This is a genomic window from Cupriavidus sp. 05N40 (assembly GCF_056397305.1).
The window spans coordinates 14,691-27,166 of sequence record NZ_JBFTND010000015.1; the positions used below are offsets into that span (position 1 = coordinate 14,691).

A 12,476-nucleotide genomic window follows, 5' to 3' on the forward strand; every position below is an offset into this window, starting at 1 on the left:
TACAAAGTGCAATCGACCACGCATTTTGCCCAGGATTTCCTAAACTCCAAGACATTGGCAACCGCTGCCCGCAGCGAACGTGACGGCGCAACCGCTGGCGTTTGCCGGCCCTTGTGAGGAGTCCAGCATGAGCGACCGGCTTCTCGTTGGCACCGGCAAGGGCCTGTTCATGTGGCGGCGCGACGGTACCGGCGTGTGGCGGCAGGATGCCGTGCATTTTCTCGGCGCGCCGGTCAGCATGGCGATGGCCGATCCGCGCAACGGCACGCTCTATGCCGCACTCGGGCGCGGGCGGGGCGTGCGGCTGTGGCGGCGCCGGTTGCGCGACCCCGACTGGAATGGCTGCGCGTTGCCGGTCTATCCGCCGCAGCTGGTGTCGGGTGCCGGTCCGGGCGGCCTTGCCCTGCAGCGCATCTGGTCGATCGAGGCAGGCGGTGCCGACCAGCCGGGCGTGCTGTGGGCCGGCACCATGCCCGGCGGCTTGTTCCGGTCCGCCGACGGCGGCGGCACCTGGGTGTTGAACCAGCCGCTTTGGGGGCGCCCCGAGCGCCGGGCGTGGGCCGGCCACGGCTGCGAGGTGCCCGGCATCCATTCCATTTGCGTGGATCCGCATGACAGCCGCCATGTGACGATTGCGGTGTCGTGCGGCGGCGTATGGCAGACCCGGGACGGCGGGCTCGGCTGGATCTGCACCATCAGCGGCATGGCGGCGGCGCAGGACGAGCATGGCGTGCACCAGGACCCGCTGCGCATGGCGCAGTGCGCGGGTCATGCGCATGCCGTATGGGTGCAGCACCGGGGCGGCATGTATCGCTCCGGCGATGCGGGCGTGACGTGGCAGCGCTTGTCCGCGCGGCCGTCAAGCTTCGGGCTTGCCGTGGCGGCGCATCCGCGCCGTCCCAACACCGCGTGGTTCGTGCCGCTGGCCGCGGACAATTGCCGCGTGCCGGTGGAGGGCAGGCTGGTGGTCAACCGTACGCGCGACGGCGGGCGCAGTTTCGAGGCCTGCGACGATGGCCTGCCCGAGGCGCCGGTCTACGACATGGTGGACCGGCACGGCCTGGCGGTGGACGCCGGCGGCGAGCGCCTGGCTATGGGTTCCACCACCGGCAACCTGTGGCTGTCGGAGAATGGCGGCGATCGCTGGAAGCTGTTGACGGCGCATCTGCCGCCGGTGCATTGCCTGCGGTTTTTCTGATTGCTGCCCCTGATTCGTTCTTCTTGATTGCCTTTCCTCACAAGGATGCCCACGCATGGCGGAAGCAAGCGCAAAGAAAAGGAATACGGACGGCCTCGCCCGGGTCGGCATCGGTGGCTGGAACTTCGCGCCGTGGCGCGACAACTTCTATCCGGCGAAGCTGGTGCAGAGCCGCGAGCTTGCGTACGCCAGCCGCCACCTCACCGCCATCGAGATCAACAGCACGTACCACGGCACGCAGAAGCGCACGTCGTTCGCCAAATGGCGCGACGAGACGCCCGACGGTTTCGTGTTCTCGGTCAAGGCGTCGCGGTTCGCCACCAACCGCCGCGTGCTGGCGGAAGCCGGCGAGTCCATCGAGCGCTTCCTCGACAGCGGCATCGCGGAGCTGGGCGACAAGCTCGGGCCCGTCGTGTGGCAGTTCGCGCCGACCAAGCAGTTCGACGCCGGGGATTTCGAGGCCTTCCTCGCGTTGCTGCCGGATGCGGTGGAGGGGCGCAAGCTGCGCCACGTGCTCGAGGTGCGGCATGAAAGCTTCATGGCGCCGGACTATCTCAGGCTGGCGCGCAAATACAAGGCAGCCACCGTGTTTACGGACGCCGGCAAGTTTCCCTCGTTCGCCGACCTGACCGCCGATTTCGTCTACGCGCGGCTGATGTGCAGCAGCGAGACGCTCGAGACCGGCTACGCGCCCGGCGCGCTCGATGCGTGGGCCGGGCGCGTGGCGGCCTGGGCGGCGGGCGGCATGCCCGACGACCTGCCGCGCGTGGAGGAGACGGCGCCGGCCAAGCGCAAGCGCGAGGTCTTTGTCTTCTTTATCAATGGCGCCAAGGAACGGGCCCCCGCGGCGGCCGGTGCGCTGCTGGCCCGCCTGGGGTGGGCGCCACCGCCGTGGGATGAAGGCGGCAAGGCGGATGCGAAGGCCGGCACGAAGCCCACCGCGAAGGCCACCACGAAGCCTGCCACGAAGCCCGCCACGAAGGCTGCAGGCAAGGCCGGCGGCTAGGTCACATGAGGGAGGGCGCCAGCCCGCTATAATCCGGCATGAACTCAAGCCCCAACTCTTCCGCAGCGGCCGCGCCGTCCGCCGCTGCCGGCGCCTCTTTCTCCCGCTTGCCTCTCTCGCCTGCCACGCTGGCGACGCTTGAGCAACTTGGCTACCAGACCATGACCCCGATCCAGGCTGCCAGCCTGCCGGTCGCGCTGGCCGGCCAGGACCTGATCGCGCAGGCCAAGACGGGCAGCGGCAAGACCGCCGCCTTCGCGCTGGCGCTGCTCAACCGGCTCGACGCGCGCCGCTTCGACGTGCAGGCACTGGTGCTGTGCCCCACGCGCGAGCTGGCCGACCAGGTCACGCAGGAGATCCGCCGCCTGGCGCGCGCCGAGGAGAACATCAAGATCCTGACGCTGTGCGGCGGCTCGCCGATGCGCCCGCAGGTCGACAGCCTGGCGCATGGCGCACATATCGCCGTGGGCACCCCGGGCCGCATCATGGATCACCTGGAGCGTGGCACGCTGCAGCTGGGCGCGCTCAACACGCTGGTGCTCGACGAAGCCGACCGCATGCTCGACATGGGCTTCTTCGACGACATCGCGCACGTGGCGCGCCAGTGCCCCAAGGAGCGCCAGACGCTGCTGTTCTCGGCCACCTATCCCGAAGGCATCGCCAGGCTCAGCCAGCAGTTCCTGCGCAAGCCGCACGAGATCAAGCTCAAGGAGCAGCACGACGACAGCAAGATCCGCCAGCGCTTCTACGAGGTGGACGACAGCGAGCGCCTCAACGCGGTGGCGCTGCTGCTCAATCACTATCGCCCGGTCAGCACGCTGGCCTTCTGCAACACCAAGGCGCGCTGCCGCGACCTGGTGGAGCTGCTGCGCGCGCAGGGCTTCGAAGCGCTGGCGCTGCACGGCGAGCTGGAACAGCGCGAGCGCGACCAGGTGCTGGTGCAGTTCGCCAACCGCAGCTGCTCGGTGCTGGTCGCCACCGACGTGGCCGCGCGCGGCCTCGACATCGCCCAGCTCGAAGCAGTGATCAATGTCGACGTCACGCCCGATCCCGAAGTCTACGTGCACCGCATCGGCCGCACCGGACGCGCCGACCAGGACGGCATGGCGCTGAGCCTGGCGAGCATGAACGAGATGGGCCGCGTGGGCAATATCGAACAGCAGCTCAGCATCGAGATGGAATGGCAGCCGCTGTCCGCGCTCACGCYGGCCAGCAACGAGCGCCTGCTGCCGCCCATGGTCACGCTGCAGATCCTCGGCGGGCGCAAGGAGAAGATGCGCCCCGGCGACATCCTCGGCGCGCTCACCGGCGACGCTGGCTACACCAAGGAACAGATCGGCAAGATCAACGTGATGGAGATGTCCACCTACGTTGCGGTCGAGCGCAGCATCGGCCGCGAGGCGATGCGCAAGCTGAACGACGGGAAGGTCAAGGGCAAGCGCGTGAAAGTGCGCATGCTGACCGATTGAGCGCGGCGCCGGCATTGCGCTGCGCGCTGCACGCCGACGGCCCGCCCGGCCAGCGAGGCCCGTCCCGATGAAGACCCCGAAGCGGCTGCAGCCGCTGGTCGAGGACGGCCTCATCGACGAGGTGGTGCGCCAGTTGATGAGCGGCAAGGAAGCCACCGTCTACGTGGTGCGCTGCGGCCAGGAGATCCGTTGCGCCAAGGTCTACAAGGACGCCGCGCAGCGCAGCTTCCGCCAGGCCGCGACCTACCAGGAAGGGCGCAAGGTCAAGAACAGCCGCCAGGCGCGCGCGATGGAAAAGGGCACGCGCTATGGGCGCAAGGTAGCCGAGGAGGCCTGGCACAACGCCGAAGTCGACGCGCTGTACCGGCTCGCCGCCGCCGGCGTGCGCGTGCCGAAGCCGCACCTGTGCTTCGAGGGCGTGCTGCTGATGGAGCTGGTGGTGGATGCCGGCGGCAACGCCGCGCCGCGGCTGAACGACGTGGCGCTGAGCGAAGACATGGCGCTGGCGTTCCACGCCGCGCTGATCGAGCAGGTGGTGCGCATGTTGTGCGCCGGCGTGGTGCACGGCGACCTGTCCGAATTCAATATCCTGGTGGATGCCGAGGGCCCGGTCATCATCGACCTGCCGCAGGCGGTGGACGCCGCCGGCAACAACGATGCCAGCGTGATGCTGGAGCGCGACGTGGACAACCTCGCGTTCTATTTCAGCCAGTTCGCGCCGGCGCTCGGCGACACGCAATACGGCAAGGAGATCTGGGCGCTCTACCAGGCCGGCTTGCTGCATCCGGGCATCAAGCTGACCGGGCGCGTGGCGATCGATGACAGTCCGGTAGACGTGGAAGCCGTGCTGCAGGAAGTGGAAGACGTGCGCCTCGAAGAAGAGGCGCGGCAGCGTTATCTGCAGAGCGCCGAGTAAGGACAAGGGCGCGCGCGATAAACCAGGCCGGCAGGCCTGGCCCGGCGCGCACGGTCCGTCAACCGGCATCAAGCCAGCATCAGCCCGGCATCAGCCCGGCATCAAGCCCGGCATCAAGCCAGCCGCACCACATACCCCGCCCGCGGCTCGCTGGCCCCCGCCACCAGGCTCGCGATCCTCTCCTGCGCGGCGCCGAAGCCCTGCTCCTCGACCAGCGTCAGCCAGCCGTTCGCCGGTGCCTTCACGTGGTCGATGAACTTGCGCTGCGCGGCGTTGAAGCGCTGGTTCACGCCTTCGGGTCCCCACTCGGCATTGCGCTTGCGGATCTGCACCGGCGCGAAGTAGAACTCGGGTTTGGGGCCGGGCAGCCCGGTATCGCGCAGGAAGCCGGTGTTCTGCGCGGAGCCGGCGAAGCAGTCGTAGGCCAGCGCGCTGCCGAAGTGACGGTGCACGCGTGCGCGCAATGCCTCGTCGCCGGAGAAATCCACGTAGAGCGTCGGCGCGTCGGCCGGCAATGTTTCCAGCGCGTCGTAGCCGACCACCTCCCGGTAGCAGCCGAGCCCCTCGACGAAGGCGCGGTTGCGCCCGGAGGTGATCGCCGCCAGCGAGATGCCGGGGATATCGCGCAGGCAGAAGGCGGTACCGTAGGCGGTCTTGCTGGAGGCGCTGGATACCACCAGCCGCGTGGCGCCGAAGAAGCGGTTGTCCTCGAGGAAGTCCGCCAGCATGAAGGATGTGATGAACAGCGGCCGGTACAGCATCTGGTGGTTTTCCAGTTCGGGCGCGTAGGCGGCGTCGTTGCTCACGCGGGTGTACTGGTTGTACGCGGAGGTCAGCGTCCTGCGGTGTTCGCTGGCATCGTAGAAGCCGCGCGCGGTGACGCGCTCGGGCTGCATGCGGATATGGCTGGCGATGGGAAAGTAGCCGTAGAAGCGCTCGCCGGCCGCCACGCCCGGCACTTGCGAGTCCACCACATCCGCGAAGCCCCAGACCGGCATGTGGCCCCAGTCCTGCTGTCCGGTCGGGAAGAACTGCCAGTAGTTCATGGCCTCGCCGAAGGCGGCGTAGGTGATGTTGTTGGTGGTGAGCGCGAAGCGGTCGATCTTCAGCAGCACTTCGCCCGGCGCGGCGGCGGCGCTTTCCTGCCGCGCTTCCAGGCGGCTTTCGTTTAGGGCATCCTTGCGTGTCAGCAGGCGGGTCACCTTGAGCGCCTGGTCCGTGTTGTCTTGCATCTTGTCTCCTTTCTTGTTCCTTCGAGGCCGATGACATCAATGTATCGCCGCAAGCCGGCGGCCGGGTTCGGAAACGCGGATGCGGCACCCGGCCCGGCGCAGGCGCCCGCCCGGCCGCTGAAACGCCCGTCCCAGCAGCGTGCGCGCTTTACCGTGAATGCCATTTACGAGGCTTTTGTTCGGATATGGCGCGCGCGCGGCTGGGATGGCGTGACCACGCGCGCGGTGGCGCTGGAGGCGGGCTGTTCGGTCGGCACGCTGTACGAGTATTTCCCCAACAAGGAGGCCCTGCTGTCCGGCTTTGTGCGGCACACCATCGAGCTGCTGCTGGCCCGCATCGACGCGGAGGCAGCCAGCGCGCCGGGGCTGGACTGGCGCGCGCGGGTGGCCCGGCTGGCGCGCCTGACGTGTGGCGCGGACGATGCCGTGCCGGATGCCTTCGACCACGAGATGCTGATGCTCGAGGCGCGCATCGCCGAGCCCAAGCACCATCGCCGCGTGTTCGACGAGTTGAACGCGGCATGGCTGCGCGCGCTGGCGGCGTGCCAGGACCTGCCGCGCCAGCCGGATGCCGCCACCGTGCAAAGCCTGCTGCAGGCGCTCTGGGGAGCGCGCCGTTATCGCCTGCTCCTGGGTGCATGCGCGCCCGCGCARACCGCGTGGGCAGCCCAGATGGAGCGGCTTTGCCTGCTTGCGCTGGGTGATGCGCCGTAGCGGGCGCGGCCGTGCCCGTGCCTCACGAGACCACATTCTGGTCTGCATAGTTTTTACAAAGATTCGTGTGCGTCACCCTGTAAGCCGCGCGCCGCTAGTGCTAATCTGAAGGCGAGACGCCGCGGTGCACCAGCGCCCGGCCGAACACTCCCGCCAGCGCGCGGGCGGAGTTGCAAATCCTTCGGACGGAACAAGGAGTGGGTGATGAAATCTGCACGTCAGGTTCTGGAATCAAAGCCGACCCAGGCTATCTTCAGCATTGCTCCCAACGCCACTGTTTATGCTGCGCTGCAGCTGATGGCGGAGAAAGGCATCGGCGCGCTGCTGGTGATAGAGCGTGGCGATATCGTTGGCATTCTCAGCGAACGTGACTATGCGCGGAAGGTGATCCTGATGCAGCGTACGTCGCGCGAAACCTTTGTGCGGGACATCATGACGTCGGCCGTGATCTATGTGCGCGCCGACCAGAGCACCGACGAATGCATGGCGCTGATGACCCAGCATCGCATGCGTCACCTGCCGGTCATGGACGGCAGCCACCTGGTGGGCATGCTGTCCATCGGCGACCTGGTGAAGGACATCATCTCCGAGCAGAAATTCATCATCGAGCAGCTCGAGCACTACATCTCCGGAAGCGTGCATCCATAGGCCGGCGCCTTCCTGTTCAGCCGGGCGGCCGCTGCGAAGCGGTCGCCGCCGGCTGAACCGCCCGGACCCGTCCGCCCGAGGCCACATCCGGAGCGGCCACGCATCGGCGCCACGCTGAAGTGAGTACGCCGCGTTCATGCGCGAAAAACCCTCCAATTCCGGCCAACCGGCATTTATCGTTCCATAACGAGCCGCCGCGACCGCCTACTTCCCGCTTTTCCTGGCTCAAATTCCGACTTAGCGGCGCACTCGATATTCAGTATCCGCATATAATTATGCGTTCACTGAATTCGGCCAGCCCCGGGCCGTGCAGGGCGGCCGGATCTTGCTTGCGGCCTTCTTCATCCAGCGCGCAGCACCGGGTACGCAAAAATCTCAGTTGTATCCGATTTTGTGGTCATGTTTCCCGCTGTACGCTGGCAAATCGCGTGAGTTGCCTGTCGTTTGGTGCAACGTTGGCCGCTCAAGCCTACGTGCCCCCGCCGCTCCCGATGTCCGCTTCCGCTTCTTCATCTGCATCCGCTTCTGCGACCGCCACCCCCGCCCTGAGCCATCAGGACATCATGCGCGTCATCGGCGGAATCATCCTGTGCATCCTGCTGGCCGCGCTCGACCAGACCGTGGTGATTCCGGCGGTGCCGGCCATCGCCAGTGACCTGAACGGCTTCGGGCATTTGTCGTGGATCGTCACCGCGTACCTGATCACGTCTACGGTGTCCACGCCGCTCTACGGCAAGCTGTCCGACAACTACGGCCGGCGGCGCCTGCTGATGCTGGCGATCGGGCTCTTTATCCTGGCTTCGGTGGCCTGCGCGATGGCGGCTTCGCTGGAGCAGCTGATCCTGTTCCGCGCCTTGCAGGGCATCGGCGGCGGCGGCCTGATGTCGCTGGCGCAGGCGGCGATCGCGGATGTGGTGGCGCCGCGCCAGCGCGGACGCTACCAGGGCTACCTGGCCACGGTGTGGGCGGTGGCGTCGATCGCCGGGCCGCTGGTGGGCGGCTGGACCTCGGATCACTTGTCCTGGCGCTGGCTGTTCTGGATCAATGTACCGCTCGGCGTGCTGGCGATGTTCATGTGCCACCGGGGCCTGAGCCAGCTGCAGGCGCGCGGCGGGTCGGCGCGGGTGGACTGGGGTGGCGCGCTGCTGCTGACGGTATCCATCGTGGCCTTCCTGCTGGCGATGAGCTGGGGCGGCGACGTCTATGACTGGATATCGCCGCAGATAGCCGGGCTGGCGCTGCTGGTGGCGGCCGCGCTGGCCGGGCTGGTGTGGCAAGAGCGCCGCGCGGCGGATCCGATGCTGCCGCCGCGCCTGTTCGGCAACCGGGCCTATGTGCTGGGCGTGGCGGCTTCCGCCATGGCGGCGCTCAATATCTTCCTGTGCATCTTTGCGCTGCCGCTGCATTTCCAGCTGGTGCGCGGCGCCGATGCCTCGCAGTCGGGCCTGCTGGTGGTGCCCTTCCTGCTTGCCACGGTGGGCGGCAACTTTATCGTGGCCGCGCTGGCGCCGCGCCTGGGCCGCATGCGCGGCATCCTGACCGGCGGCTATATCGCGGCGGCGCTGGGCCTGCTGGGACTGGTGGCGGTCTCGCCCGCCACGCCGCTGGCGATGGTGCTGCTGGCGATGATGGTGGCCGGCGTGGGCCTGGGCATGGCCATGGTCGGCACGCTGATGACCGTGCAGAACGTGCTGGAACGCCGCGATACCGGCGCCGGCACCGGCGCGCTGCTGGTGCTGCGCTCGCTGGGCAGCGCCTTTGGCGGCGCGCTGGCGGGCACCCTGCTGACGCTTTCGTTCCACAACGCGCTGCACGCATCCGGCGTGACGCAGGCGCTGGACCTTGGCGCGCTGCGGCATGGCAGCGAGGCGCTGGCCCGCCTGTCGCCCGCCGTGCGCGGCATGCTGACGGACGGTGTCGAGTCCGGCTTCCGGCTGATCTTTGCGGTGGGCACGCTGGCCGCGCTGCTGGCGCTGGTCATCGTGCGGCGCATGCCGGACGTGGAACTGCGCAGCAGCGTGACCGAGCACGCGGCCACGCTGGCGATGGAGTAAAAAGTGCTATCCGCGCAGCCGCCGCTCCGGGCCTGCGCATCCATTCCGTTGCCGACGGCGTAAACTACGGACAACCCACTCCGGAGTGTCCTCCATGCGCCGTTCTTCCGCCCAGCGCCAGCGCGCCCTGCGATTCACCGCCGTGTCCGGCGCGCTGGCCCTGGCCGCCGCCGCGGCCGTCGTGAGCCCGCGCCCCGCGCGCGCTGCCGATGCGCCCGCGGCCGCAACCCAGCCGGCGGGCGCCTGCCCGGCTTCGCTCAATTTCAAGTTCCCGCGCCTGCAGGACGAAGCGCCGCAGAATCTCTGCCAGTACGCCGGCAAGGTGGTGGTGGTGGTCAACACCGCCAGCTACTGCGGCTTCACCCCGCAATACGAAGGGCTGGAGGCGCTCTACGCGAAGTACCGCGAGCGCGGCCTGGTGGTGCTGGGCTTCCCCTCCAACGATTTCTCGCAGGAGCCCGGCTCCGCCAAGGAGATCGCGGACTTCTGCTACAACACCTACGGCGTGAAATTCCCGATGCTGGGCAAGTCGCACGTGCGCGGCRGCGAGGTCAATCCCATGTACGCGCTGCTGGCCAGGCAGTCCGGCACCACGCCGAAGTGGAATTTCTACAAATACCTGATCGACCGCAACGGCCAGGTGGTGGCCAGCTTCAACAGCATGACCAAGCCCGACGACAGGGAATTCGTCGGCAAGATCGAGCAACTGCTCAGCGCCACGCGCTAGCGTCGGCCAGCCCGCGGGTCAGCGCGGCGTGGGCCAGCAGGTTGAGCACGGCAAAGCCGATGGCGGCCAGGCACACCGCGCTCCAGCCCCCCGCGGCCCAGGCGGCGCCGGCCGCCAGCGCGCCGCTTGCCCCGCCCACGAAGAAAATCCCGACGAACAGGCCGTTGAGGCGCCCGCGCGCGGACGCGTCCAGCAGATTGATCTCGCGGCGGCCGAAGGTCTGGTCGGCGGTCACGCCGGCGTCCAGCACCATGGCGGCAATCACCAGCATGCCGATGGCGGCGACGGCATGGCTGCCGGCATCGAAGCCGAACCAGCCACCGCCGGCGGCACCCGCCAGCAGCAGCGCGGCCAGCACCGCCAGTTGCGCCGCGCGGGTGCCGGCGTGGCCATGGCCGCGGTCGGCGAGGCGGCCGGCCAGCGGCGCCGCCACCGCTCCCGTCGCGCCGGCCAGCGCGAACAGCGCGAGGCCGTGGCTGTCCAGCGCGAACGGCGGCTGGGCCAGCCGCAGCGCCACCGCGGTCCAGAACGCGCTGAACGCCGCCATCGACAGCGCCGCCGTCAGCGCGTGCTGGCGCAGCACGCGCTGGCCGCGCAGCAGATGCCACATCGAGCCGATCAGGGCGGCGTAACGGTGGCCGCCATCCGGCTGGCGGCGCGGCAGCCAGCGCAGCAGCACCGCCGCCAGCAACGCGTCCAGGCCCGCCAGCACGGCGTAGCACGTGCGCCAGCCGCCGGCGCCGGCCAGCAGGCTGGCCAGCGGGCGCGATAGCAGGATGCCCAGCATCAGCCCGCTMATCACATTGCCCACCGCGCGCCCGCGCTGCGCCTCGGGCGCCATCAGCGCGGCCAGCGGCACCAGCATCTGGATGGCGCAGGATGCCGCGCCGGCCGCCCACACCGCCACGAAGAACACCGTGCCTGACCAGGCCGATGCCGCCAGCGCCAGCATCGCCGCGCACAGCAGCAGGGTGCCGGCCACCAGGCGGCGGTTCTCGAACAGGTCCGCCAGCGGCACCACCAGCAGCAGGCCCGTGGCGTAGCCGAGCTGCGGCAGCGTCGCCACCAGCCCGCGCCACGCGGGCGGCAGGCCGAGCGCGGCGCCGACCGGGCCGGTCAGCGGCTGGGCGGCGAACAGGTTGATGACCATCACGCCGACGGCGGCGGCAAAGAACAGCGTCAGCGGGCCGGTCAGCCGGGGCAAGGCGGGGGTGGCGGTCGCCGTGGCCGGCGCGTCGGGCGATTCGATCATGGAGGCGGGGCAAGACATGACATCTCCGGCGGTGGCGCTTGCCAGCGCGCCATCCGGCGTGGCGCCGGGCGGTCGGCAAGCTCGAGCAGCCAATGCTAGGATCACGGCATCCATGCGGCAATTGAAATATCTGGATAATCTTTATGCGAATTTGTTTGGGCATCCGGTATTGCGCGCCGGACCACGTTCCTTGCCCTCTCCGTCCTCCTCGCTCGCCTCGTCCTGGACCCCGCCATGAACACGCGTGACATAGAAGCCTTTATCGCCGTGGTGGAAGCGGGCTCGATGGTCCGGGCCGCCACCCGCCTGCACCTGACCCAGCCGGGCCTGACGCGCCGCGTGCAGAGCCTGGAGGCCCTGATCGGCGTGGCCCTGCTGGACCGCCAGGCCAAGCCGCTGCGGCCGACGGCCGCCGGAGAGGAAGTCTACGAACTCGGCAAGCGCGTAATGCTGGCCACCGATGACCTGATGTCGCGCGCCGCGCGTGGCGCCGAGGTCGTGGGCGAACTGCGCCTGGGGGTGCCGCCCTTCCTCTCGGACATGGCGCTGGACCGCCCCATCGACCGCCTGCGCGAGCAGTTTCCCCGGCTCACCGTGCGCGTGACGGCGGGTTGGTCGCCGGGTTTGCTGGAGCAGGTGGAAGCTGCGCGCATCGATGCCGCCGCGCTGCTGCTGCCCGAAGGCGTGATGCCGCCGGCCCATCTCACGGCGCGCGAACTGGGCCGCTACACCACGCTGGTGGTGGCCGCGCGCGACGTGGCGGTGCCCGCGGGCGGCGTGAGCCTGCGCGAGTTGTCCGCGCATGCGTGGGTGCTCAACCAGGACGGCTGCGGCATGCGCTCGGCGCTGCGCCACGCGCTGGACGCCGCGCACCTGCCCTTCAACGTGGCGGTGGAAGCGTTCGGCGCGGAGTTGCAGCTGTCGCTGGTGGCGCGCGGCATCGGCATCGGCGCGGTTACGCCGGAGGTGCTGGCGCGCAGCGCGCATCGCGACGCGGTGCAGGTGATCGGCGTGCGCGACTTCCAGGCCGGCCTGACCGCGTGGCTGCTGCACGCGCCGTTGCCGCGCCGGCTGGGCGCGCCCGTGGGGCTGCTGTTCGACGCCTTGCGCGAGGAGATCGCCGCGGCAGCCACGGCAGTGGCGCACGAGGAAAGCGGGCACGATTCCGGCGCCGCCTGACCGGCCTGCCGCCCCTCCCCGCGGCGGCAGCCTGATGCGGCCTGATGTAGCGCTGATGTAGCGCCGCTGTAGCGCCGAAGC

11 protein-coding genes are annotated in these 12,476 nt (G+C 69.1%); 9 read left to right on the plus strand and 2 right to left on the minus strand.

Annotation, left to right across the window (positions count from 1 at the left end):
* Positions 1-127: 127 nt before the first annotated feature.
* The 4 genes from AC1DO7_RS05830 (at position 128) to AC1DO7_RS05845 (ending at position 4,589) form a co-directional block, all read left to right on the plus strand.
* On the plus strand, positions 128-1,198 hold the full coding sequence (locus tag AC1DO7_RS05830; protein ID WP_441649998.1) for a WD40/YVTN/BNR-like repeat-containing protein: 1,071 nt from the start codon (positions 128-130) through the stop codon (positions 1,196-1,198).
* Between the two features lie 55 nt (positions 1,199-1,253).
* Complete coding sequence (locus AC1DO7_RS05835) at positions 1,254-2,204, plus strand: DUF72 domain-containing protein (RefSeq protein WP_441649999.1); 951 nt, start codon at positions 1,254-1,256, stop codon at positions 2,202-2,204.
* A gap of 38 nt (positions 2,205-2,242) precedes the next feature.
* Positions 2,243-3,673, plus strand: a complete 1,431-nt coding sequence (dbpA, locus tag AC1DO7_RS05840) for an ATP-dependent RNA helicase DbpA (RefSeq protein ID WP_477115875.1) — start codon at positions 2,243-2,245, stop codon at positions 3,671-3,673.
* A gap of 67 nt (positions 3,674-3,740) precedes the next feature.
* Positions 3,741-4,589 carry a PA4780 family RIO1-like protein kinase gene (locus AC1DO7_RS05845; RefSeq protein WP_441650001.1) on the plus strand — a complete coding sequence of 283 codons (849 nt, stop codon included), beginning with the start codon at positions 3,741-3,743 and terminating at the stop codon, positions 4,587-4,589.
* Positions 4,590-4,702: 113 nt separating this feature from the next.
* On the opposite strand, the gene AC1DO7_RS05850 is transcribed toward AC1DO7_RS05845, so the two are convergent.
* Positions 4,703-5,821 carry a DUF2855 family protein gene (locus tag AC1DO7_RS05850; protein WP_441650002.1) on the minus strand — a complete coding sequence of 373 codons (1,119 nt, stop codon included), beginning with the start codon at positions 5,819-5,821 and terminating at the stop codon, positions 4,703-4,705.
* Positions 5,822-5,974: 153 nt separating this feature from the next.
* On the opposite strand from AC1DO7_RS05850, the gene AC1DO7_RS05855 reads away from it, so the two are divergent.
* The 4 genes from AC1DO7_RS05855 to AC1DO7_RS05870 all read left to right on the plus strand — a co-directional run bounded on the left by AC1DO7_RS05855 (position 5,975) and on the right by AC1DO7_RS05870 (position 9,964).
* Entirely contained in the window at positions 5,975-6,535 is a 561-nt protein-coding gene (locus tag AC1DO7_RS05855; RefSeq protein WP_441650003.1) for a TetR/AcrR family transcriptional regulator, read from the plus strand.
* 204 nt (positions 6,536-6,739) lie between these two features.
* Entirely contained in the window at positions 6,740-7,183 is a 444-nt protein-coding gene (locus AC1DO7_RS05860; protein WP_441620087.1) for a CBS domain-containing protein, read from the plus strand.
* 563 nt (positions 7,184-7,746) lie between these two features.
* Complete coding sequence (locus tag AC1DO7_RS05865; RefSeq protein ID WP_441650004.1) at positions 7,747-9,237, plus strand: MDR family MFS transporter; 1,491 nt, start codon at positions 7,747-7,749, stop codon at positions 9,235-9,237.
* 94 nt (positions 9,238-9,331) lie between these two features.
* Positions 9,332-9,964 carry a glutathione peroxidase gene (locus AC1DO7_RS05870; RefSeq protein WP_477115876.1) on the plus strand — a complete coding sequence of 211 codons (633 nt, stop codon included), beginning with the start codon at positions 9,332-9,334 and terminating at the stop codon, positions 9,962-9,964.
* On the opposite strand, the gene AC1DO7_RS05875 is transcribed toward AC1DO7_RS05870, so the two are convergent.
* Positions 9,948-11,234 carry an MFS transporter gene (locus tag AC1DO7_RS05875; RefSeq protein ID WP_477115877.1) on the minus strand — a complete coding sequence of 429 codons (1,287 nt, stop codon included), beginning with the start codon at positions 11,232-11,234 and terminating at the stop codon, positions 9,948-9,950. The genes AC1DO7_RS05870 and AC1DO7_RS05875 overlap by 17 nt on opposite strands.
* Before the next feature lie 216 nt (positions 11,235-11,450).
* On the opposite strand from AC1DO7_RS05875, the gene AC1DO7_RS05880 reads away from it, so the two are divergent.
* Positions 11,451-12,395: a LysR family transcriptional regulator gene (locus AC1DO7_RS05880; RefSeq protein WP_441650267.1), complete on the plus strand. Its 945-nt coding sequence runs from the start codon at positions 11,451-11,453 to the stop codon at positions 12,393-12,395.
* The last annotated feature ends 81 nt before the right edge of the window (positions 12,396-12,476 follow it).

Coding starts and splice junctions, on each gene's coding strand:
- AC1DO7_RS05860 (WP_441620087.1), top strand. CDS start 6,740: ATGAAATCTGCACGTCAGGTTCTGGAATCAAAGCCGACCCAGGCTATC.
- AC1DO7_RS05830 (WP_441649998.1), top strand. CDS start 128: ATGAGCGACCGGCTTCTCGTTGGCACCGGCAAGGGCCTGTTCATGTGG.
- AC1DO7_RS05865 (WP_441650004.1), top strand. CDS start 7,747: ATGCGCGTCATCGGCGGAATCATCCTGTGCATCCTGCTGGCCGCGCTC.
- AC1DO7_RS05880 (WP_441650267.1), top strand. CDS start 11,451: ATGAACACGCGTGACATAGAAGCCTTTATCGCCGTGGTGGAAGCGGGC.
- AC1DO7_RS05845 (WP_441650001.1), top strand. CDS start 3,741: ATGAAGACCCCGAAGCGGCTGCAGCCGCTGGTCGAGGACGGCCTCATC.
- AC1DO7_RS05835 (WP_441649999.1), top strand. CDS start 1,254: ATGGCGGAAGCAAGCGCAAAGAAAAGGAATACGGACGGCCTCGCCCGG.
- AC1DO7_RS05850 (WP_441650002.1), bottom strand. CDS start 5,821: ATGCAAGACAACACGGACCAGGCGCTCAAGGTGACCCGCCTGCTGACA.